Below are 22,945 nucleotides of genomic sequence, written 5' to 3' on the forward strand. Positions count from 1 at the left end.
ATGGTGTGATGAAGTTAAGTGCTGAACAGTTACTGGAGATGTGGCTGAAACAACGCGAAATCCAGCATCAGTCGGCACATACTTTGCATGCTTATGCACGTGATGTTGGTGATTTCCTTCATTTTTGTCAGCAGAAAAACATGCCGCTGGCCGATGTGGAAACCGCTGACTTGCGTGAGTTTCTGGCGCATAAGGTCGAAGCGCAGCAGTTGAGTTCCAGCAGTTTGCAGCGCATGTTGTCTTCTATTCGCCAGTTTATGAAATGGGCTGAACAGGGGGATTATTTGGCGTTTAATCCGGCTGATGATTTTCAGTTAAAACGTCAGCCACGTCCTTTGCCGGGCATGGTCGATATTGAAACGGTACAGCAGATTTTAGATCAGCCAGAGCCGGAGTCAGAGCGGCAAAAACAGCTTTGGGTCCGTGATAAAGCGATTTTAGAGCTGCTGTATTCCAGTGGATTGCGCCTGGCGGAAGTACAGGGCTTAAGAATTAAAGATCTGGATTTTAACCGGCAGTTATTGCGGATTACCGGTAAGGGCAATAAAACCCGGGTGGTACCGTTTGGTTCTAAAGCCAAAGACAGTGTGATGCGCTGGCTACAGATTTATCCGCTGTGGCAGGGTGATTTTGTCCCGGATGCGCAGCTGTTTATTACGGAAAAAGGACAACCACTCGGTGCGCGGCAAATTGAAAACCGGGTCAAATTGCAGGCCCAGCGTGCTGGTGTCAATGTCGATTTGCATCCGCACTTATTGCGACATTGTTTTGCCAGTCACATGTTATCCAATAGCCGCGATTTGCGTGCGGTGCAGGAGATGTTGGGGCACAGTAATTTGACCACCACACAAATTTATACCCATGTCGATTTTGATCATTTGGCGCAGGTTTATGATCAGGCTCATCCAAGGGCGCAGCGCAAAGAGCAGGGCTGAATTGAGGTAGGTGAAAAGGACTTTCAATTCACGGGTGAAAGACTAGAATAGAGGTGTCAGGCATGAGCATGTGCCACCATTGTAGAATAAAAATAAAGGTGGAGATGGCGTATAAAGAGGGTTAATTTTTGACTCGAGTAATATTCAGAACGAGCACAAAAATTCCAAGGACCCAACCTGATTGATGATTTGGGAAAAATGTAAAGGCATAGATATGATTTCGGATATTCAACAAAAATATGAACAGCTGAGTCCGGCGCAAAAAGAAATTTTTGCCGGTTATGGTTTAAGACAGGTGAAACACTTTGTGGAAATTAACCTGCCAGCCATGCAGGCTATTTTACCTGAACAGGCCGTGATTCAAGGCATTAACGCACAAGGTAAGGTGCAGGCGGTTCATACGGAAACAGGTCAAGGCTATTTATGGATTTCCGATCGTCAGTGGCAGGAAAGCCAGCAATTGACCCAAACCGTCGATGCAACTGAAGATTTTATGCAGGTCTGGAAAGTGTTTAATCTGGCTGAATATGACCTGATTGATTTAAGCCACGTGCACCGCGACTTTTTGGATGGTCAGCAGGCTTAAATATAAGTACTGCGTGCAGCATAGCAAGAGAAGGTTATCTTGCGTGCTGCAACTTAACAATCTTCAAAATCGCCGGCTAGGCTTATAAATCTTCCAGCGGCAGCTGAAAACTCTGTTTAATAATTTGACTTGGCAAATCGGTTTTGACACTGGTGATGCCATTTTTTTTGGTTAAATGGGTGGACTGAAATTTACGATAACTTTCTAAATCGGGCACCACCACTTTCAGCATCGCATCGCATTCCCCCAAAATAATATAGCACTCCATCACCTGCGGTAATTCTTTCATCGCCTCAATGAAGGTATCAATAGTTTCGGCATCCTGCCCGACCAGCCAGATCCGGGAAAATAAAATCAGTTGAAACCCAATCTTATGCGGGTCCACCACCGTAGTGTAATTCTGGATTACTCCGGCTGCTTCTAAAATTTTCACCCGTCTTAAGCAGGAGGACGGCGACAGGCCAATTTCACGGGCCAAATCGTTATTCTGAATGCGGCCATTGTTCTGTAAAGCTCGAATGATATTTTTGTCGATGCGATCCAGCTTTATTCGAACAGACTTTGGATATTGCTTCATAAATTAGAGGATAATTTGAAAAATTATTTAAATTATAGAATATTTGAAATCCTATTTTATAGCGTTTCGCAGATACTAATTTTCACTTTCTCAAGTACGACGGGAAAAAGGAAATGTCTGTATGGGTACTTTTTGCATTGACTGTGTTGCCGCTGATTTTTACGCCGGGGCCAGATATGTTATTCATTTTGTCGCAAGTGATGGGTAAAGATGCAAAAGCAGGCATGATGGCCACAGTCGGTGTATGTTGTGGTTATCTAGTGCATTCGATTCTGGTGGCGTTGGGAATTGCCGCGATAATCGTGTCCTTTCCGCTGTTATTTGAGGCGATTCGCTGGTTAGGTATCGCATATTTGCTGTATTTGGCGGTGGGTTTATTCAAGTCGGTATTGAGCAAGAAAAAGCTGGCGATTGAAAGTCGCAGCAGCAGTCATCCGGTGCGCAAAGGATTTTTGACGGCACTGTTGAATCCGAAAGGCATGCTGATTTACTTTGCGATTTTGCCGCAGTTTATTGATAAAACTGGAAATACCGTTACTCAAGGCTTGTTATTATCCTGCATTTTTATTGGGCTAATTTTTATTGTGTACTGCGCGTTAAGTCTGATCTTTGCCAAAATCACCCAGAAAACCCAGCTGGATGAACGCAAACAGAAGTGGATTGATGGTACATCTGGTGGTTTACTGGCGCTGGCGGCCAGCTGGTTAATGGTCAATTAAGCTGTGAAATTTAGAAAAAGCATGTCCTAGGTCGACATGCTTTTTTATATGGAGAGCGTGAAAAAGAGAATTGTTACAAAAACAGAAATGAACCGATGGTCATCTTAGACCAAAGTCTGGCAGAGCATACAAACTGCTATCCTAAATGACATCAAAATAGCCAGGTTTTGGATTACTATGGTAAAAAATGAATAATAATTCATTTTATTGTGTTGGCTAGTTAATCAGAACAACTGATGTGATACATAAGATAAAAAGATAATATAAATCAATGGTTAAAATATAGCTTAATCTGGCTGAAATATAGCTGGGTTAAGCTGGATGAAAAAAGTATGAACGCAACGTTCAGCTATTTTTACGCATTTTTACAGCTTCTTGGGCAATTGTGACTTGACCGAAATGCCAAACCCATTGCAAGATAAGACACCTACAAAAATTTAAGTGAAGAGTTATCTTAACTTTTCTCATCTTTTACATTTACTAAAACAGCCGAGGATTACATGAAGGCTCTTGTTGCTGTAAAACGTGTGGTTGATGCCAACGTTAAAGTTCGCGTTAAACCGGACAATAGTGGGGTTGACCTTACTAACGTTAAAATGTCAATTAACCCATTCTGTGAAATCGCCGTGGAAGAAGCGGTTCGTCTAAAAGAAAAAGGAACAGTTTCAGAAATCGTTGTTGTTTCTATCGGTCCTAAAGAAGCGCAGGAACAAATCCGTTCTGCTATGGCGCTTGGTGCTGACCGCGGTATTTTAGTTGAAACTGCAGATGAAATTGGCGCACTTGAAGTGGCTAAAATTTTAAAAGGTGTTGTTGAGCAAGAGCAGCCACAACTGATCCTTTTAGGTAAACAGGCAATCGATGATGACTCAAACCAGGTGGGTCAGATGTTGGGTGCTTTACTGGGCGCAGGTCAAGGTACATTCGCTTCTGAAGTGAAAGTAGACGGCGACAAAGTACAAGTGACACGTGAAATCGATGGCGGTTTACAAACTGTTGAATTATCACTGCCAGCAATCATCACGACTGACTTGCGTTTGAATGAGCCACGTTATGCGGCACTTCCAAACATTATGAAAGCGCGTAAAAAACCGCTGGATACCAAGTCTCCTGCAGATTACGGTGTATCAGCCGGGACTAAACTGAAAACTGTAAAAGTTGAGTCACCAGCTGAACGTAAAGCGGGCGTACAAGTGAAGTCTGTAGATGAGCTTGTTGAAAAATTAAAAAATGAAGCGAAAGTGATCTAATACAGAAGGATATAAATCATGAGTATTTTAGTTATCGCTGAGCACGACAACAAAGCACTAAATGGTGCAACGTTAAACGTTGTGGCTGCAGCTCAAAAAATCGGTGGTGATATCACTGTATTGGTTGCTGGTTCTGGCGCGCAAGCAGTTGCTGATCAGGCAGCTAAAGTTGCGGGCGTGAGCAAAGTATTACTGGCTGATGATGCTGCCTATGCAAATCAGCTGGCTGAAAATGTCGCAAAACTGGTTGCTGAATTGGGTAAAGGCTATAGCCATATCCTTGCAGCATCTACAACGACAGGTAAAAACATTTTACCTCGCGCTGCAGCATTGCTGGATGTCAGCATGATTACTGACATTATTGCAGTGGACAGCCCAAACACATTCAAACGTCCAATTTATGCAGGTAACGCGATTGCAACTGTTGAATCTTCAGAAGCAATTGTTGTAGGTACTGTACGTGGTACAGCATTTGATGCGGTTGCTGCGGAAGGTGGTTCAGCTGCGGTTGAAGCAGCAGCTTCTACAGGCGATGCAGGTATTTCTAAGTTTGTGAACGAAGAAATCGTGAAATCTGAACGTCCTGAATTAACAGCTGCGCGTATTGTAGTATCTGGTGGTCGTGGTGTAGGTTCAGGTGAGAACTATCACAAAGTACTTGATCCACTGGCAGACAAACTGGGTGCAGCACAAGGTGCATCTCGTGCAGCGGTTGACGCGGGCTTCGTTCCAAACGATATGCAGGTTGGTCAAACAGGTAAAATTGTTGCGCCTGATCTGTACATCGCTGTGGGTATCTCAGGTGCGATCCAGCACTTGGCCGGTATGAAAGATTCTAAAGTGATCGTTGCGATCAACAAAGATGAAGAAGCACCAATTAACGCAGTAGCTGACTACTGGTTAGTAGGTGACTTGAACACTGTAGTTCCAGAATTGGTTTCTAAAATCTAATTCCTGAACTTCGGTTAAAAAGACGCTCTTGCGCAAGCAGTAAAAGTTTTTACTTTGCTGTTTTGTTCAGGGGCGTTTTTTATTCTGTAATTTTTTATCGGAATTCATCAAAATTTAACATTTTTAGTATTGTTAAATTCAATAAACAGCAGAAGAGTCTAAAAATTATGCTAGTATGCCGGTTTTTGAAATCTCTGATTTCGTCAGCCGGAGTCTCCCATTGAGTTTTGATACCCGATTGTCCAATCAAGTCTTTATCTTATTTCTGCTGTGTCTAGGTTTGCCATTCCTGGTCGATTTGCATCTGCCACTTTTAGATGGTCAGCTCGTGCGTGGCGTTGAAAATGTTCAGGCTTTCTTATTATTGTTCTGTGCAATATTCAGTTATTTTTATATCCGTCCTTTTGATTTGGCGGATGGACAAAAGCAGTTCTGGTTATGGGCAATTTGCTGGTGGCTATTGTTGTTTGGCCGCAGTATCAGCTGGGGGCGAGATTATTTTCCGGAAGTGCCGAAAGTGTATTTCAGAGCGATTTCAATTGTGCTGATTGCGCCTGTGGTGTTTATGCTGTTCTCTCGTCATTTGCGTGCCGAAATTGTGCGTAAATTTAAGTCGGTATCCTTGCCGCTCTGGGTTTTAATTTTGAGTGTAGTCGGTCTAATTGCCGCAGATTCTATCGAACATGGCCGTGCCATCAGCTTTATTTTCCTGCACGATGTGGCTTATAAAGATTTTATGGAAGAAATGTATGAATTCCCGTTAATCCTGGGCTTATTCATGATGACTCTGCATATTATGAAGCAGGATAAACCGCCAGTGGTGGCCGAGCCAGTATATCTGGAGCTGGATGATCACGAAGCGGTGGCCAAGAACTAAGTGGGTTTCACATCATGCTCTCAAATATAAATCATGCCTTGTCTGAGGCATGATTTTTTTATGTCTTTTATTTCAAAAAAGAAGATTGCTTGATCCAAGGCCAATTTTGTCGCAAAGCGTATATTTTATGCATAGCGCAATATTGATCAAATGAGCAGAAATGCCATGTGGCGCGATGGATTTCACAGCTGGATATGCTGATAAAAGTAGCTGCAAGACCGATTGGCAAAAATAGCTTAAAAATGTACCAAAAACTCATCTTTAAACATTAGAAAATTAACAAGATTAAGATGAACAGGATGACACAAAAATAGGACTATTTATGCTATAATTCCCAGCTAAATTTTCGTTTTTTAACTCAAGTTTTGAGTTAAATTTTTTGCCAAATTTACGATATAAAATGCGGGCAGAAATCTGCTTGTATAACAAGGAGTATGCATGAGCGTATCGGAAATTAGACCGATTGCCATTGAGGATGAACTCAAGCATTCATATCTCGATTATGCAATGAGCGTGATTGTGTCACGGGCATTGCCAGATGTACGAGATGGTTTAAAACCTGTTCATCGTCGTGTGCTTTATGCAATGCACGAATTGGGCAATGACTACAACAAAGCCTACAAAAAGTCTGCCCGTGTTGTGGGTGATGTGATCGGTAAATACCATCCACACGGCGATTCCGCAGTCTATGAAACCATCGTTCGTATGGCGCAAGACTTCAGTCTGCGTTATCAACTGGTGGATGGTCAGGGTAACTTCGGTTCGATTGATGGCGATAGTGCGGCCGCAATGCGTTATACCGAAGTACGTATGACCAAGCTGGCCCATGAACTCCTGGCCGATCTGGAAAAAGATACCGTAGATTGGGTCGATAACTACGATGGCTCGGAGCGTATTCCTGACGTTCTGCCAACCCGTATTCCAAACCTGCTGGTGAATGGTTCTGCCGGTATTGCCGTCGGTATGGCGACCAATATGGCACCGCATAACCTTACCGAAGTGATTAATGCCTGCCTGGCCTATGCCGATAATCCGAATATCAGCATTGAAGGCCTGATGGAACACATCAGTGGTCCAGACTTCCCGACAGGCGGCATCATTTACGGTAAATCGGGCATTGTCGATGCTTACCGTACCGGTAAAGGCCGTTTGCATATCCGTGGTAAATATCATTTTGAAGAAGACCAGAAATCTGGTCGTACCACCATTGTCTTTACTGAAATTCCGTATCAGGTTAACAAAGCCAAAACCATTGAGCGTATTGCTGAACTGGTTAAAGAGAAAAAACTGGAAGGAATCTCGGAGTTACGTGACGAGTCCGATAAAGACGGTATGCGCATTGCGATTGACTTGAAACGTGGTGAGAACGCCGAAGTCATCGTCAATAACCTGTTCCTGAACACGCAGCTGGAAAACTCGTTCAGTATCAACATGGTCTGCCTCGACAACGGCCAGCCAAAACTGATGAACCTGAAAGACATCATTGCTGCGTTTATCCGTCACCGCCAGGAAGTGGTGACTCGCCGTACCATGTATGAACTGCGCAAAGCACGTGAACGCGGTCATATCTTGGAAGGTCTGACCGTTGCTTTGGCGAATATTGATGCCATCATCGAAACCATTAAAACTTCTGCCAACCCGGCCGAAGCGCGTGAGCGTTTACAGGCTGGCGAATGGGCCGCTGGTGGTGTGGTGGCATTGCTGGAAAAAGCCGGTTCCGTGTCTATTCGCCCGGATGAAATTGAAGGTGAAGATTTAAGCCGTCCATTTGGTTTGGATGGAGATGTTTATCGTCTTTCTCCAGCGCAGGTCGGTGCGATTCTGGAACTGCGTTTACACCGCTTAACCGGTCTGGAACAAGACAAGTTACATGCAGAATATTCTGAAATTCTGGCGCAAATCGCTGAATACACTGCTATTTTAAATGACTTTAATTTATTGATGGCGGTGATTCGTGAAGAGCTGGCGCTGGTATTGCAGCAATATGGCGATGCACGTCGCACTGAAATTGTTGAATCCCGCATCGACTTCTCGCGTGAAGATTTAATTCCTGAAGAGCAGGTGGTGTTAACCGTTTCACAATCCGGTTATGCCAAGACTCAGCCATTGTCCGATTATCAGGCTCAGCGCCGTGGTGGTCGTGGTAAGTCTGCCACAAGCATGAAAGAAGATGATTATATCCAGCATCTGATTGTCACCTCGAACCACGCGACCGTACTGTGCTTTACCGATGTCGGTAAGGTCTATCGCCTGAAAGTATTTGAAGTGCCACAAGCTTCACGTGGTTCGAAAGGCCGTCCAATGGTCAACCTGTTGCCATTAGATGCCAATGAAACCATTACCGCGATTCTGCCAGTAATTGATGCACCGAAGAAATTCAAAGAGCGTCTGGCCGATTTCCGTAGTTTTGTGAAAGCCAACTCAGTACAATTACAGCAAAATCAAGTAATTGCTAGCCATTATGTCGAACTTGAAGCCGCATTTGCAGAACTGGCAGATGGTGATGATCTGTCGGATGCCTTGCGTGTTCAGTTAAAGCAGCTGGGCCTAGAGCTGTCAGCCACAGACCTGGATGATGAAATTGTTGCAGAATTTGCCGAGCAGGCTGAAAATCTGCGCAAAAACTTCTATGTGTTTATGGCAACAGCGTCTGGTACGGTTAAACGTGTCGAGCTGGAGCAGTTCAGCAATGTGCGTTCTAACGGTTTACGTGCCATTGAACTGAACGAAGAAGACACCCTGATTGGCGTGGCGATTACCGATGGCGAGCAGCAGATCATGCTGTTCTCGAATGAAGGTAAGGCAATCCGTTTTGCTGAAACTGATGTTCGTGCCATGGGCCGTTCAGCCAAAGGTGTGCGTGGTATGCGTGTCACCATTGGTGCAGCTCAAGCGGAAGAGGCCGAAGACGATACAGCCGATAGCGAAGATGATGCAACCGATAGCAATTTTGTTAGCCGGATTGTGTCGCTGGTCGTGGTGCCAGAAACCGGTGAAGTGCTGTGTGCATCCGCCAATGGTTATGGTAAACGTACTCCGGTCGATGACTTCCCGACCAAAAAACGGGGCGGTAAGGGTGTAATTGCGATCAAGACCTCTGAACGTAACGGTGAACTGGTCGGTGCGGTGGCCATTGATGCCTCGAAAGAATTGATGCTGATTTCGGATGGCGGTACGCTGGTACGTACCCGTGCTTCGGAAGTGGCAGAAACTGGTCGTAATGCGCAAGGTGTACGTTTAATCCGTTTAGGTGAAAATGAAACCTTGGTGGGTGTAGAAGCGATTGAAGCCGTGGAAGAAGATGAATTTTCTGAAGATTTAGCTGATGAAAATACAGCTTTAGATACGGTAGAGACCGATGCAGTAGCTGCTGAGCAGGATGAAAAACCGGCTGAAGAATAATTTTTCTTCTCATGAAAAGGACGCTTCGGCGTCCTTTTTTACACAGTACCGTACAGGAATAACCCGATATGCAGCTTAAATTATGGATGGGCTTGAGTGTTCTGGCTTTGGCCGGATGTGATCAGCTGGGTCAAAAAGCCATGGACGCCATTCCAAATCCGAGTCCGCAGCAGGAACAGGTGGCACAGGCGGCCTATGACAATTTACGTGATGGCGAGTTCGAGCAGTTTCTGAATCATCTCGAGCCAGAACTCAAAAGCCATTTTCAGGACAATCAGAAAGTCATGAAACGCTTTGCCAAGGTGATTCCAAAAGACGAGTATAAGTCGCGTACCCTGATGACCAAAAGTATTGAAACCGGTAGCAATCAGCCGGGGCAGTACAAGATTAGCTATGAATATGCGTATCCAAAAAATCTGGTGCAATATGACGTCAGCTTTGACCAGCCGGGCGGTAGCAGTAAAATCCGCAACTTGAATATTCAGGTATTTGGTGAGTGAGTGCACTCTTAATCGCTACATTTTACTGCGCTTGACCAGATCACTGCCTATTACTGCATATATGCTTAAGATCAGCGCAAATTACATTTAATCAAGAGAAAAAGGTCATCCACATTGGGCCAGATATAGAGATGAATAGGCTTCCAATCTGCTGGAAAAGTTAAAATTATCTTGTGAATCTATATTGATTTTTCGACTGTATCTGCGTGCCAAGATTGAAATAATTTTGTGCAAGCCCGAGCAAGATGTGGTTAAATGCCTATTTTATTGTGTTTCACCTTGACAAGGAAAAATCATGCGCGCGTACAACTTCTGTGCTGGCCCTGCTGCATTACCCACTGCCGTATTAGAAAAAGCTCAAGCAGAAATGCTGGACTGGCACGGCAAAGGCCTTTCGATCATGGAAATGAGCCATCGTAGCAAAGATTATGTTGCGGTTGCAGAAAAAGCAGAAGCCGATTTACGCAAACTCATGAACATTCCTGAGAACTATAAAGTACTGTTCTTGCAGGGTGGGGCATCCTTACAATTCTCGGCAATTCCATTAAACCTGCTCGGTAAAAATGACAAGGCCGATTATATCCATACCGGTATCTGGTCTGAAAAAGCATTAAAAGAAGCACAGCGTTATGGCGATATTCATGTCGTGAACGCAGGTATTCAGATTGATGGTAAACATGCGATTAGCGCGCAAAGCGAGTGGGATTTATCTGCAGATGCAGCTTATGTGCATTATGCCGACAATGAAACCATTGGTGGTCTGCAATTTGCCAGCATTCCTGAAACCGACAAGCCGTTGGTGTGTGACTATTCATCTAGCATTCTGTCTGCACCGCTAGATGTTAGCAAGTTTGGTTTAATTTATGCGGGTGCACAGAAAAATATTGGCCCGGCAGGTTTAACCCTGGTGATTATCCGTGAAGATTTACTGGATCAGGCCAAGCCGGAAATTCCAAGCATCCTGAAATATTCAGATCAGGCGAAAAATGGTTCAATGGTGAATACGCCATCGACCTATGCCTGGTATTTATCCGGTCTGGTTTTTGAATGGTTACTGGAAAATGGTGGGGTTGATGCCATGCATCAGACCAACCTTGAAAAAGCCAAACTGCTTTATGGTTATATCGATTCAAGCGATTTCTACGCCAACCCGATTGTTGAAGCCAACCGTTCGATCATGAACGTACCATTTACGCTGGCCAATGCCGATCTGGAAAAACAGTTCCTGCAAGAAGCGGAAGCCAATCATCTGTTGAATCTGGCTGGTCACCGTTCAGTTGGTGGTATGCGTGCCAGCATTTATAATGCCGTGCCACTTGAAGGTGTTCAGGCACTGGTTAACTTTATGGATGACTTTGCCAAACGCAACGGCTAATCCAGCGTATACGAAAAAGCCCATCATCAGGATGGGCTTTTTTTATGGAATACGGATTAAAAAATAAATTGATGCAGCAGGTAGGCAGAAATCATCATGCCCAGAACAAAAAACAGGCAGGACATTTTATCCAGACGATAACGCTGACCCATTTGATGTTCAACAGATTGTAAGTTTTCTTCTTGCACGATTTTCATAGATATTATATTCCAGTGATCTATTTATCGTTGATACTTTCGATTTGTCACATATTATTAACATAAAAAATTGGTTAAATAAAGTACTAAATACATTTTCCTTAATAAACTTTTCAGCCGATTTAAAATCAGAACATCATCTCTTCATTCTGTTGACCGGATTTATTCAATATTCAATTTTTAAACAGATTTAATCTAAGTCTATGAAAATCAATAGAGATTAAATAATAAGCTTTAAAATTTAAAACTGTGGATAAATAAGTGATTTTTGAATTTAAAATAGTGCTATTTAGAATAAAACTGTGGATAAAATATAATCAAATAAATTCAAAAGATACAAAAAAGACCTGCTTCAAGCTGAAAGCTCATATTGAAGCAGGTCTTTCTTTAAATATAAATTATTGTTTTTTCGCGTAAATACTGACCTGAATCCAGATATTGCCGCGAATGAACTGGCCAATTTCAAAATCAGCAAACTTGGGTTCTTTGGTCGCAATACGGATTAAAGTGGCTGGCTGGTTGTCTTCATGAATTAGGCAGACATCATACAGGGTGTAATCCTGATTCATAAATTGCGCTTGGGTTTTACCGACCACATTGCCCTGGAACCAGGCTTCATCTTCCTGTCCTAAGACTTCACCATATAAATAGGCCACCATTTTGGAGAAATTCACGGTCACCGGGGCTTTATCTTCTTCAGATTTTGGCTCCCAGGCGTCAATCTGTTCCTGCAAATTGGCCGGGGCAACACCATTATTGGCCGCCAGAATATCATTTAAGGCACGGTGATGTTTAATCGAGGCCGGATCATCAACAATCAGTTGCTCATCTTCTGCCACGGCTTCCAGCTCGTAAGCCCAACCATTCAGATGCGCGATATAAGTCTGGTCTTTTTGGTACTGGTGGTGATTGACGCTATACAGACTGTCAAAGGCATAGACCGTGGTGTTTTCACCCAGATTTAATCCCAAAACCGCCTGGGTATTGGAAGGGCAGCTAATAATCCGTTCAATGGTCACCGGGGTTTTATACGGGCTTTCAAAACATGGAAAGGCCGTTTTAACCGCTTTCGGCTGATTGGCCTCTACGGCAATGACCTGCGCCAGTTGAATCGGCTGTTTGACCGGACCCTGAATCAGCCAGGTGCTGTCATCCATATCACATTCTTGTGTGCATAGCCCCATTGGCATGATGGGTGCATCCAGTGCCTGACCTAACCATTTGGGAACATCAACATTCGGCTGATCGGTGAGCAGCGTCCAATGCTCTACATGGCTGCCAAAACTTTGATCTTCAATGGTAATAATGTCTGGTCTGTTCTGATTTTTCATAAGCACGTTAAGAGAATGTCGAGTGGCCTTAATCTATTTAATCGAGGGTATTTTAAATTTTTCAAGTCTGGGTGCCGATTTCTCCTTTGAAAATGCCCGAAATGATGAGAAAAGTCAAAAGATGAGCTTAAGCTGCTTAAGCACAATCAGCTGATCCAGCGTGTTATTACTCTAGCAGCATCTTGGTGAAAAAGCCTGTATTTCCCGCCGCGGCGTTGAGTGAATTTTGCTACACTAGGGACATCAAAATTGCCGGAATTGAAAGTGCTGCCATTTAAGCTGTGGGTGGATGCCGATGCCTTACCAAGAATTTTAAAAGATGTGATTATCCGGGCTTCTGATCGCTATCAGCTCGAAGTAATTTTTGTGGCCAATCAGAATGTGGGCATTACCCCATCGGTGCGAATTAAATCCTTGCAGGTCATGAGTGGGGCGGATGCGGCCGATCAGGAAATTGTTGAGCGGATGCAGGCCAACGATATTGTGGTGACTCAAGATATTCCACTGGCAGCGCAGGTGATTGAAAAGGGTGGTATTGCAATTCATCCGCGTGGTGAAATCTATACCACCGCCAATGTTAAAGCGCGGCTGCATTTACGTGATTTTATGGATACTCTACGCGGCGCTGGCGTACAGACCGGTGGGCCACCACCAATTTCCGAACGCGATAAACGCGAATTTTCCAGCAGTCTGGATCAGACCATTCAAAAACAAAAACGTAAAACCGGCTGAATTACATGCCCTCAAAAAATAATATTGCCCTGACTTATATGCTGCTGGTGTTTATCTGGGCCTCGACACCGCTGGCGATTGTCTGGAGTGTGTCGGATCTGCATATGCTGTGGGCGCTGGCTTTACGTTTTTTTATTGCCTTGCCGCTGGCCTTTATCTTTTTGTTGCTGCTCAAAGTGCGTTTTCCGGTTGATCAGACGGCATTGCATAGTTATGTGGCCGGTTCCTGCAGCCTGTTTGGTTCCCAGATTTTTACCTATCTGGCCACCAGCTATTTAAGTTCAGGCATGATTGCACTGATGTTTGGTCTGGCACCGATTATTGCCGGCCTGATCGGGCGTTTTGCCTTTCAGCAGCGTCTGAAAAAACTGCAATGGTTCGGGATGCTGGTTGCAGTGCTGGGACTGGGTATTATCTGTCTGGGCGGAGAAAACCAGCATGTACAGCCGGTCGGGATTGGTCTGATGCTGCTGAGCGTGCTGATTTATGCCATGTCCATTTTCTGGGTCAAAAAAGTGAATGCCAAGGTGGAACCTGTGGCACAGGCCACTGGTTCAATCCTGATTTCAACCTTGATGGCAATTTTGATGTTGCCAATAATCTGGCCTTATGCACCGACTGAAATTCCGGAAACCAAGGCTTTATTCTCTTTACTGTATACGGTGGTGATGGCTTCACTGATTGCCATGTTCTGTTATTTTAAGCTGGTACAGAATATTCAGGCGACCACATTGTCACTGACCACTGTCATGACCCCAATGCTGGCCCTGCTAATTGGTGCATTTCTGAATCAGGAAGCCCTGAGCTTGACAGTGCTGATCGGAGCTTTGGTCTTATTGTTTGGCTTGTTCTTATATTTCTTCCATGATTTACGTGCAAGCCGGGCGTTGGCACGTAAACAGGCACATCCTGAAACTTATTTAGATTGACACTGCTGGATGACTTCGGCCAGTTTGCTGCGGTCTTGCGGGTGTAAAGTAATAAAATAGGCCCCGGTACGATAGCGGCCATTATCTTCGGCATTGCTATAGACCACCTGGGCAGTTGCAGCAATATGAAAGAAATTTTCCGGGTGACTTAAGGTCACGTGAATATAGCTGCCATCGGCAATTTCACGCTCACTGTAGAAGCTTAAACCGCTTTCGGAAAAGTTGACCTGTTCCGGTACAGGTAACATGCTTTGTACAATTGCATCGTATAAAGAACCGGTAATCAGGTTTAATTTTTGGTTGAATAAGGATAAGATTCGAGCAATTTGTTGATCTTTTTCAGATAATTGTTCTAATTCGTAGTTAAGCGCATGATCAAATTGATCTAATTCAGCGAGTAGTAGAAAATAACGCGGCAACATAAAATTAGGATCGTAAGGATCATTAAGAGCAACTTGATCAGAAATAAGCTGATAGTTGATTCTCAACGCAGCATCGATACGTGACATCACGCGACGTTCATTTTGAGCGTTTTGATGCTGTAAATTTTCCATAATGTATTACCTCGGACTAGATGGTATGTTTAAACCAATCTCGCTATATATAGGGTTGAGATATACGCGCGCTCGGCGCAGTAATCACTTTATTTCTTTTATTGCTCTGGTTTCAATGATCGGTCTCACTTTAGGTGTTGCTGTTCTGATTACAGTGTTATCTGTGATGAACGGATTTGACCGTGAATTGAAGAACCGGGTCTTGGGGATGATTCCGCAAGCGACTGTTTCATCTACCCAGATTTTAACAGATTGGCCTGAACTTGCAAAAAAAGTTGAGCAACATGAGCACGTTACAGGTGCTGCACCGTTTACCCAATTACAGGGGATGTTGACCGCACACGGTCAGGTTTCCGGCATTATGGTGACCGGTATCGAGCCGGAATATGAGAAGAAAGTTTCGATTATTCATCAGCATATGGTGGAAGGCAGCATTGATAACCTGAAAAAAGGCGAGTTTGGGATTGTGCTGGGCAAGCAAATGACCGATGCTTTGGGCCTCAGTTTAAATGACAGTATTACCCTGGTACTGCCTGAAGCAACGCCATCACCGGCTGGTGTGGTGCCACGTTTTAAACGTTTTACCATTGTGGGGATTTTCAGCATTGGTGCCGAAGTTGATTCGATGATGGGCTATATCGCCCTGAATGATGCTTCGACCCTGTTACGTCTGCCAGATGGCGCACAAGGCGTACGCATGAAGCTGGATGATATTTTTGCCGCACCTACCGTTGCCAACGACATTGTGAGTGAACTGCCAGCCAATTTCTATGCTTCAGACTGGACCTATACCCATGGCAACCTGTTTAGTGCGATTCAGATGGAAAAGGCCATGGTCAGCCTGTTACTGTTCCTAATCGTACTGGTCGCAGCCTTTAATATTGTCTCTTCTCTGGTGATGGTGGTGACTGACAAAAAAGCCGATATCGCAATTTTACGGACCTTAGGTGCATCTCCGGGCACAATTACCCGAATCTTTATGGTGCAAGGTACCGTAATTGGCGTGATCGGGACAGTCTCCGGTGCGATTCTCGGGATTATTTTTGCCTCCAGCATCAGTGGTTTTATTGCCTGGCTGAATAATGTCTTGGGCTTAAATCTGTTTGATGCCTATTTCATTAACTACTTACCATCGCATTTAAGATGGCAGGATGTCGTGGTTATTGTCAGCCTGTCTTTAATTTTAAGTTTCCTGGCCACAATTTATCCGGCGTTACGCGCGGCGAAAATTCAACCTGCAGAGGCGCTTCGTTATGAATAAAACTGTACTAGAAGCCAAACAGGTCACCAAACATTTTACTGATGGCAAAACCACAGTAGATGTGCTGCGCGGCCTCGATTTAAAAATCGAACAGGGACAATTTGTGTCGATTGTCGGTGCCAGTGGTTCAGGTAAAAGTACCTTGCTGCATGTCCTCGGCGGTCTTGATCGTCCGAGTCAGGGCGAGGTTTACTTAAATGGTCAGCGTTTTGACAATTTAGGCGAAGCTGAGCGTGGTTATTTGCGTAACCAGTATCTGGGCTTTGTTTATCAGTTCCACCATTTGTTACCTGAATTTAGTGCGCTGGAAAATGTGGCGATGCCCTTGATGCTGCGTAAGGAAAGCAACTTTAAAGAAGTGAAACAGCAGGCCGAATATCTGCTGGATCGGGTGGGCTTATCGCATCGATTGACCCATAAACCGGGTGAACTGTCGGGTGGTGAACGTCAGCGTGTGGCCTTGGCGCGTGCCATTGTCACCAAGCCGGCAGTCATGCTGGCTGATGAACCGACCGGGAACCTGGACCGTAAAACCGCCATCAAGATTTTTGAGCTGTTACGCGAGCTGCGCCGTGAGTTTAATATGGCCATGCTAATTGTGACCCATGATGAAGAGCTGGCCAAATCGGCCGATACCATTTTGCATATGCAGGATGGCATCTGGGTACCCGACTAAAACCCGATTATCAGATCAATGACCCTTGAAGCCCACTCCGGTGGGCTTTATGCTTGCTCAAAATAAAAATAAGACAGAAAACGACATGTTCAAAATCATGGGTGCCGGCTGGATTGTAGGTATTGCCTGTATGGGCAAAACGCTATGGCCGATGCTGGATTTCCCGCTCTGGTTGTCAGGCCTGTTACTGATTATCCTGCTTTTACAGCAAATAGCTGCTTTACATTGGTCCCATCTGGGCATCCAATTAATTAATACCTGTGTGGCATTTGTCATTACATTTTTGTTGGGGCTGAATTTTGCCCAAAACCAGTTGCAAGAGCGGTTGATATTTCGTGAACTGACCCGCCAGCCGGCAGAGGTGGTGGTCTATGTCCAGCAAATCAATCAGCTGGGTAGCAGCCAGCTCCGGCAACCGGTTCAGGTGCTGAACCGGCATAGCCAGCCGGTGCAATGGCTGGCCTTGCTGCCGGCTGAACAGGAACTACAGCTGGGGCGTTATTATCGTTTACAGGGGCAGACCTTGCCGGCGCACAGTTTTGCCGTTCCGGGTGCGTTTGATGTAGAGCAGTGGTATCTCCAGCAAAATATCATGAGCGGCTTTCAGGTCCAGTCGATTGTGGAACTGACTGAATCGGAACTGTATCGGCTGGGATTTGGGGCACATTTAAGACAGCATCAGCAACTCTGGCCGCAATTTAAATTGTGGATCGAAACACAGCGTTTACAGATTCGTGACTTTATCCAGCAGCAGGCATTGCAGCATCCCGGCTTAATACTGGCACTGCTGACCGGCGATAAAAGTTTACTCGATGAAGCCACCGAGCAGCAGTTTCAACGTTTCGGGATGAGTCATTTGCTGGCGATTTCCGGGCCGCATGTGCTGATTTTTGCTGCCATGCTGTGTTTTGTGCTGCAGCGCATGGTCACCCGCTATTGGCCCGAATTATATGCGCGACAGCCCCGCAGTTATCTGCTGTTGCTACCGTTTATGGGCTGTGTATTTGTATATTGTGCCTATGTTGGGTTTGAAATTCCGGCACTCAGAACTTTACTGATTTGTCTGGTGGCAGGCGCCTGCCTGTTGCTGAAACAGCCGATACAGCCGCTATCTTTGCTGATCGGTAGTGCTTCGTTATTGCTACTGCTTGATCCGTTGAGTGTGCTGTCGGCGGCATTCTGGCTGTCTTATGGCGCCTGCTTTGTGCTGTTAAGGATTTACCAGACCCTCCGGCAACAACCGGTGCATCCGCAACAGACGTTAATACAGAAATTGTGGCAGGGCTTCCGGCTGTTATTTGAATCGCAATGGAAAATTTTTATTGCGCTGTTTCCGCTAATGACTATTTTCTTCAAGCAGATTGCCTGGATTGCGCCGCTGAGTAATTTATTAGCGATTCCCTGGATCGGTCTGGTGACTGTACCGCTGGATATTCTGGCTGGTTTAAGTTTTTATCTGGCGGAACCGCTGAGTCAGTTGCTGTTTCAGCTTAATGATCTGGCTTTAAGCCTGTTATTGGGCTGCTTGCACTTGCTGGATTTGCTGTTTGCGCCGCAACTAATTCCGGTTGCGCTGAGCCAGCCGATGTTGCTGAGTCTGGTGCTGGGACTGATGATTTTATTTCTCCCCGCAGGCCTTGTACCTAAAGCTTGGTCAGCACTGTGTTTATTACCTTTGCTGTTTCAGGACCAGTTTTCTCGGCAGGTGGAACTTACTGTGCTGGATGTTGGGCAAGGGCAGGCGATCTTTTTACGCTATCGTGAACACAGTATGATGATTGATATGGGCGGTCATTATGATGAACAGAAATGGAGTATCGGCCGGCAGATTATCCAGCCCTTTTTAAGTGTCAAAGGCGTGCAGCAGTTAGATTATTTATGGTTGACCCATCTGGATCAGGATCATAGCGGCGCTTATCAGACCTTAAAGCCACAGTTACAGGTGCAACAGGTCTATGCCAATGCTCAGCTTGAAGTAAATCCTCATAGCCATTTTGACTATTGCCAGCAAGGACAGCAATGGCAGTGGCAGCCGGGCATCCAGATACAGGTACTCTCTCCGAAGCCGGAGCAGTTAAATCCTGTAGAACAGCAGAAAAATGAAAGTTCCTGTGTGCTGCTGGTCGAGTTTGCACAGGCTCAGCCTTATTCTCGCTTTTTATTGATGGGTGATGCAGGCTGGCCGACTGAATATCAGTTATTACAGGATTATCCGGATTTAAAAGTGGATGTGCTGGTGCTTGGCCATCATGGTAGCCGGCACAGTTCATCTTACCAGTTTTTAAAACAGCTGGAGCCTAAACTGGCAATTGCATCGGCGGGGCTAAATAACCGTTATGGGCATCCGAGCACACAGGTACAAGCCCGACTGAACGCCTTAAAAATTCCATTATGGCAGACCGCGCAGCAGGGTAGCATCCAGTTTTATCCCACTGAGAATGAGGTGCTGCCGTACCGGCATACGCGGGTTTGGCTGCTGCGCGATTAAGCGGAATTGGCCTGTTTGGTATTTTGAATTAACGCCAAGGCTTCATCCACCGGAATATCGTAAATTCGTCTTAAGGCCGGATGTGCCTTAAAGCGCTTATAACTCCAGTGATAATGTTCCGGATGTCGGGCAATCAACTGTTCAATCTTCTGGTGAATCATTGCGGTGCCTTCATTGGCAGAACAGTCGTAGAGCTGTGCGTCCATGGCCTCAATGAAAATATCAAAACCTTGCTGTTCATTGCGCAGTGCATATAAGAACAGGGCGGCGGCTTTGGTTTTCTGAATCAGCTTGGCACTCAGGTTGCTGGATTCAAGTGGCAGGCCAAAATAGTGAATCATTTCACCCCCCAAATGCGGGGTGTGGTCCGGCAAAATTACTGTGGTTCCACCTTGTTTCAGTGCCTTAAAAATCTGGCGAATGCCGCTATCATTGGTCGGCACCAGATTGGCCTGTTCACGGCTGCGAGCATTACGGACAAACTCATCAGCCGATGGATTTTTCACCGGTTTATACATGATGGTCATTTCAGTATGCTGTGCTACCCAGGCATTCATGATTTCCCAGGTGCCAAAATGCGGCACAATCAGCACCACGCCTTTTTGCGCAGCCAGTGCCTCATGTAACAGCTGCTCGCCATGCACCTGATGAATACGGGAAATATTCTTGTGGTTTTCTGCACCCCAGATATTAAAAAACTCAAAATAAGAGGTGAGTTCATTGCGAATGGCCTGACGCGCCAGCTGTTCACGCTGGGTCGCATCTAAATGCGGCAGGGCAATATTTAAATTGAGGCGAATGACCTGAGAGGTCTTGCTGAGCTGAAAGACATTCAAAAATGCCGCCAACAGGCGGGCCGCCCAGCGTGAAAGGCTGAGGGGCTGTCGACTGACAAAATGAAGTAAACGAGAGATAGTCGTTGGGGCGAGTTTATCAGTCATTCAGTATAATGAAATCTAAAGAAAAGGTTAAAAATGAAAATATTATAGGGGAAAACATTCAATTTAGACAGCAATCAGTTTTTCGGCGTATATAATGGAGGAAAATTAACTCGAGTTTTGGATTGTTTTTATGTCCGATTGGCCGCCTAAACCAGAAAATGAAATCAAGAATAGCCATCCACCCACAGCACAACAACCGACAGGAAACGAATGGAAGTTACTGGAAAAAGCGGTTTTAGCCTCTGTTGAAGAACAGCGCCGCGCCAGACGCTGGGGAGTTTTCTTTAAGTTCCTGACCTTTGCCTATATTTTTATTCTGCTGGTGATTATGGGTAAAAGCTGTAGCAATAATTCTGCTACGGCCGTGACCAGCAGTTCGCATATTGCCGTGGTCGATATTGTGGGCACCATCGCAGCCGATAAACAGAGCGTCAATAGTGAAAATACCATTAAATCACTGCGTAAAGCCTATGAAGCAAGCGGCAGTAAGGCGGTGGTGCTAAATATTAATTCACCGGGCGGATCACCGGTTCAGTCCGATGAAATCTGGCAGGAAATCCAGTATTTAAAACAGCAGCATCAGGATAAAAAACTGTATGCGGTGATTGGCGATACCGGCGCTTCAGGCGCTTATTATATTGCTTCAGCTGCCGATGAAATTATTGCCAATCCATCCAGTCTGGTTGGCTCGATTGGGGTGATTATGCCGAATTATGGCGTTAGTGGCTTAATGCAAAAGCTGGGTGTTGAAGATCGCACCATGACCTCCGGTGAAAATAAGGCGCTGCTGTCGATGACACAACCGGTGGATCCGGCACAAAAAGCCCATGTTCAGGGTGTGCTGGATAATGTGCATGCGCATTTCATTACTGCAGTCAAACAGGGCCGTGGCAACAAGTTAAAAGCCAATGATCCAACCTTGTTTTCCGGTTTATTCTGGACCGGTGATCAGGCGTTGAAACTGGGTATTATTGACCGTCTGGGCAGTATGAATACGTTAAAACGTGAATTAAAAGTCGACAAAACCGTCAACTATACCATTGAATATAATCCGCTGGATTCGATGCTGGGTCGTATGGGCACTGCGGTGGGTCAGGGGATGGCCAGCGCTGTATCGCAGCAGATTCAATCTGAACAAAGTACCAAATTACAATGAAACCATTAATCCATTTTGCTCACGCCAATGGCGTACCGTCACGGGTCTATCAAAAACTGTTTCAGCATCTGCAAGATGATTATGACGTGATTGATGTGCCTTTGCTCGGGCCAGATAAACGTTATCCAATCGATAATCACTGGAACAGTCTGACCCAGCAGGTGATTGACAGTATTGTGCGGCAGGCACAAGGCCGCAAGGTGATTGCACTGGGTCATTCACTTGGTTCGGTGCTGAGCTTTCAGGCCGCGCAGCAACGCCCGGAACTGTTTTCTCAGCTGATCATGCTGGATCCGCCAATGATCATGGGTAAAGAAGCCTTAGTGATGCATGTAGCGAAACTGTTGAAGCTGAAAGCCCTCGATAAAATGTCACCGGCGGGATTGTCTAAACGCCGCCGTGATCATTGGGAGTCACGTCAGCAGGCGGCCGAGCTGCTCAGACCCAAAGGCTTTTATCAAGATTTTGATCCGGACTGTTTTCAGGCTTATATCGACCATGCACTGACAGAAGATCCTGTACGTGGTGGGGTGACGCTTACCATTCCTAAAATGGATGAAGTACAGATTTTCCGTACCAATCCATCTTTATGGTGGTTGCCACAGGCCAAGCTGAAGGTGCCGGCACAACTGGTGGTGGCCGAGAAAGGTCCGTTTCTGGCCCGCAAGTTTCCACAGCAAATTGAGAAGAAATTCGGGATTCCTTTTCATGTTGCGCCGGGCGGTCATATGTTCCCACTGGAACAGCCTGAGCAAGTGGCACAGATGATTAAATCCTTATTACAGGATCAGGCACCTTAAGATTACTTTTGGGAAAAATCAGGTCATAAAAAAACGCATCCGAGGATGCGTTTTTTTATAGATATTACTTTTTATTTTAGCGCTGACAGAACTGTAGCGGTCGCGCTAACACCTGACCACGATACAGCACCGCGTTTGGTGTGTGCTGCAGCGTACCACTACAAATCCATTCCACCACTTGCGGATAAATCAGATGTTCCAGCACATGCACACGATTGGCCAAGCTTTCCACGCTGTCCTGATGCGATACAGTAAGTACCCCTTGGGCCAGCGCCTGACCGGCATCCAGCTCGGCAGTCACATAATGTACCGTACAGCCATGATAGACATCACCCGTGTTTAACACCCGTTGATGAGTATGCATGCCTTTGTAATGCGGCAGCAGAGAAGGGTGAATGTTCAGCATTTTCCCTTCCCAGGCTTTAACAAACTTGGCGCTTAAAATGCGCATAAAGCCTGCCAGCACCACTAGATCAACCTCCCAGTCTAAAAGCTGTTGATGCATCACATCATCAAAACTTTCACGGTCTGGGTATTGCTTGTGTTCAATTACCGCAGTGGCAATACCGGCTTTTTGGGCACGTTCCAGCGCATAGGCTCCAGGTTTGTTGGAAATGACCCCGACAATTTGTCCCGAAAGACGGGCATCAATCAGGGCCTGTAAGTTCGATCCACTGCCTGAAACAAGTACAGCAATTTTCAACATAG

General features: G+C 45.4%; 22 protein-coding genes. 16 read left to right on the plus strand and 6 right to left on the minus strand.

The genetic code is table 11. From position 1 onward, the window contains the following. Positions 1 to 8: 8 nt before the first annotated feature. Positions 9 to 935, plus strand: a complete 927-nt coding sequence (locus F905_RS02075; RefSeq protein ID WP_005176519.1) for a tyrosine recombinase XerC — start codon at positions 9 to 11, stop codon at positions 933 to 935. Between the two features lie 214 nt (positions 936 to 1,149). Then, a complete protein-coding gene (locus tag F905_RS02080; protein ID WP_034597425.1) occupies positions 1,150 to 1,521 on the plus strand; it encodes a hypothetical protein in 372 nt (123 codons plus the stop codon). A gap of 82 nt (positions 1,522 to 1,603) precedes the next feature. Here the strand turns inward: F905_RS02080 and F905_RS02085 are convergent, their stop codons facing one another. Next, positions 1,604 to 2,098 carry an Lrp/AsnC family transcriptional regulator gene (locus F905_RS02085; RefSeq protein ID WP_005176523.1) on the minus strand — a complete coding sequence of 165 codons (495 nt, stop codon included), beginning with the start codon at positions 2,096 to 2,098 and terminating at the stop codon, positions 1,604 to 1,606. 113 nt (positions 2,099 to 2,211) lie between these two features. On the opposite strand from F905_RS02085, the gene F905_RS02090 reads away from it, so the two are divergent. The 7 genes from F905_RS02090 to serC all read left to right on the plus strand — a co-directional run bounded on the left by F905_RS02090 (position 2,212) and on the right by serC (position 11,172). Next, positions 2,212 to 2,817, plus strand: coding sequence for a LysE family translocator (locus F905_RS02090; RefSeq protein ID WP_005176526.1), 606 nt, complete (start codon positions 2,212 to 2,214; stop codon positions 2,815 to 2,817). Between the two features lie 500 nt (positions 2,818 to 3,317). Further along, a complete protein-coding gene (locus F905_RS02095; RefSeq protein ID WP_005176529.1) occupies positions 3,318 to 4,067 on the plus strand; it encodes an electron transfer flavoprotein subunit beta/FixA family protein in 750 nt (249 codons plus the stop codon). Positions 4,068 to 4,085: 18 nt separating this feature from the next. Further along, positions 4,086 to 5,018, plus strand: coding sequence for an FAD-binding protein (locus tag F905_RS02100; RefSeq protein WP_005176532.1), 933 nt, complete (start codon positions 4,086 to 4,088; stop codon positions 5,016 to 5,018). Between the two features lie 175 nt (positions 5,019 to 5,193). Beyond that, positions 5,194 to 5,895: a hypothetical protein gene (locus F905_RS02105; protein ID WP_005176535.1), complete on the plus strand. Its 702-nt coding sequence runs from the start codon at positions 5,194 to 5,196 to the stop codon at positions 5,893 to 5,895. A gap of 438 nt (positions 5,896 to 6,333) precedes the next feature. Beyond that, positions 6,334 to 9,297, plus strand: coding sequence for a DNA gyrase subunit A (gene gyrA, locus F905_RS02110; RefSeq protein WP_005176538.1), 2,964 nt, complete (start codon positions 6,334 to 6,336; stop codon positions 9,295 to 9,297). 68 nt (positions 9,298 to 9,365) lie between these two features. After that, on the plus strand, positions 9,366 to 9,797 hold the full coding sequence (locus F905_RS02115) for a hypothetical protein (protein ID WP_005176544.1): 432 nt from the start codon (positions 9,366 to 9,368) through the stop codon (positions 9,795 to 9,797). A gap of 295 nt (positions 9,798 to 10,092) precedes the next feature. Beyond that, on the plus strand, positions 10,093 to 11,172 hold the full coding sequence (gene serC, locus F905_RS02120) for a 3-phosphoserine/phosphohydroxythreonine transaminase (protein WP_005176549.1): 1,080 nt from the start codon (positions 10,093 to 10,095) through the stop codon (positions 11,170 to 11,172). Between the two features lie 56 nt (positions 11,173 to 11,228). Here the strand turns inward: serC and F905_RS15465 are convergent, their stop codons facing one another. Together F905_RS15465 and F905_RS02125 are read right to left on the minus strand one after the other, a co-directional pair. After that, positions 11,229 to 11,369 carry a hypothetical protein gene (locus tag F905_RS15465; protein ID WP_005176552.1) on the minus strand — a complete coding sequence of 47 codons (141 nt, stop codon included), beginning with the start codon at positions 11,367 to 11,369 and terminating at the stop codon, positions 11,229 to 11,231. A 398-nt stretch (positions 11,370 to 11,767) separates the two neighbouring features. After that, complete coding sequence (locus tag F905_RS02125) at positions 11,768 to 12,700, minus strand: hypothetical protein (protein WP_005176558.1); 933 nt, start codon at positions 12,698 to 12,700, stop codon at positions 11,768 to 11,770. Positions 12,701 to 12,964: 264 nt separating this feature from the next. Between F905_RS02125 and F905_RS02130 the strand changes: the two genes are divergently transcribed. Further along, positions 12,965 to 13,432 (plus strand): YaiI/YqxD family protein, encoded by a 468-nt coding sequence (locus F905_RS02130; RefSeq protein WP_005176559.1) that lies wholly within the window; start codon positions 12,965 to 12,967, stop codon positions 13,430 to 13,432. 5 nt (positions 13,433 to 13,437) lie between these two features. After that, entirely contained in the window at positions 13,438 to 14,361 is a 924-nt protein-coding gene (locus tag F905_RS02135; protein ID WP_005176560.1) for a DMT family transporter, read from the plus strand. On the opposite strand, the gene F905_RS02140 is transcribed toward F905_RS02135, so the two are convergent. Next, a complete protein-coding gene (locus F905_RS02140; protein WP_005176561.1) occupies positions 14,349 to 14,915 on the minus strand; it encodes a PilZ domain-containing protein in 567 nt (188 codons plus the stop codon). The genes F905_RS02135 and F905_RS02140 overlap by 13 nt on opposite strands. 25 nt (positions 14,916 to 14,940) lie before the next feature. Between F905_RS02140 and F905_RS02145 the strand changes: the two genes are divergently transcribed. The 3 genes from F905_RS02145 to F905_RS02155 all read left to right on the plus strand — a co-directional run bounded on the left by F905_RS02145 (position 14,941) and on the right by F905_RS02155 (position 19,340). After that, on the plus strand, positions 14,941 to 16,176 hold the full coding sequence (locus tag F905_RS02145; protein WP_005176562.1) for a lipoprotein-releasing ABC transporter permease subunit: 1,236 nt from the start codon (positions 14,941 to 14,943) through the stop codon (positions 16,174 to 16,176). Continuing rightward, positions 16,169 to 16,852: a lipoprotein-releasing ABC transporter ATP-binding protein LolD gene (gene lolD / locus F905_RS02150; RefSeq protein ID WP_005176563.1), complete on the plus strand. Its 684-nt coding sequence runs from the start codon at positions 16,169 to 16,171 to the stop codon at positions 16,850 to 16,852. Before F905_RS02145 ends, lolD begins: the two co-directional genes overlap by 8 nt. Positions 16,853 to 16,937: 85 nt before the next feature. Further along, positions 16,938 to 19,340, plus strand: a complete 2,403-nt coding sequence (locus F905_RS02155; protein WP_034597625.1) for a DNA internalization-related competence protein ComEC/Rec2 — start codon at positions 16,938 to 16,940, stop codon at positions 19,338 to 19,340. On the opposite strand, the gene F905_RS02160 is transcribed toward F905_RS02155, so the two are convergent. Next, entirely contained in the window at positions 19,337 to 20,281 is a 945-nt protein-coding gene (locus F905_RS02160) for a lysophospholipid acyltransferase family protein (RefSeq protein ID WP_005176566.1), read from the minus strand. The two genes, F905_RS02155 and F905_RS02160, sit on opposite strands and share 4 nt — an antisense overlap. A gap of 130 nt (positions 20,282 to 20,411) precedes the next feature. On the opposite strand from F905_RS02160, the gene sppA reads away from it, so the two are divergent. Further along, positions 20,412 to 21,437, plus strand: a complete 1,026-nt coding sequence (sppA, locus tag F905_RS02165; RefSeq protein WP_005176569.1) for a signal peptide peptidase SppA — start codon at positions 20,412 to 20,414, stop codon at positions 21,435 to 21,437. Then, a complete protein-coding gene (locus F905_RS02170; RefSeq protein ID WP_005176572.1) occupies positions 21,434 to 22,237 on the plus strand; it encodes an alpha/beta fold hydrolase in 804 nt (267 codons plus the stop codon). Before sppA ends, F905_RS02170 begins: the two co-directional genes overlap by 4 nt. Positions 22,238 to 22,313: 76 nt before the next feature. Here F905_RS02170 and purN read toward each other — a convergent pair whose 3' ends face one another. Beyond that, positions 22,314 to 22,943 (minus strand): phosphoribosylglycinamide formyltransferase, encoded by a 630-nt coding sequence (purN, locus tag F905_RS02175; RefSeq protein WP_005176574.1) that lies wholly within the window; start codon positions 22,941 to 22,943, stop codon positions 22,314 to 22,316. Between the last annotated feature and the right edge of the window lie 2 nt (positions 22,944 to 22,945).

This window comes from Acinetobacter sp. CIP 53.82 (assembly GCF_000369465.1).
GTDB classification, from domain to species: Bacteria; Pseudomonadota; Gammaproteobacteria; order Pseudomonadales; family Moraxellaceae; genus Acinetobacter; species Acinetobacter indicus.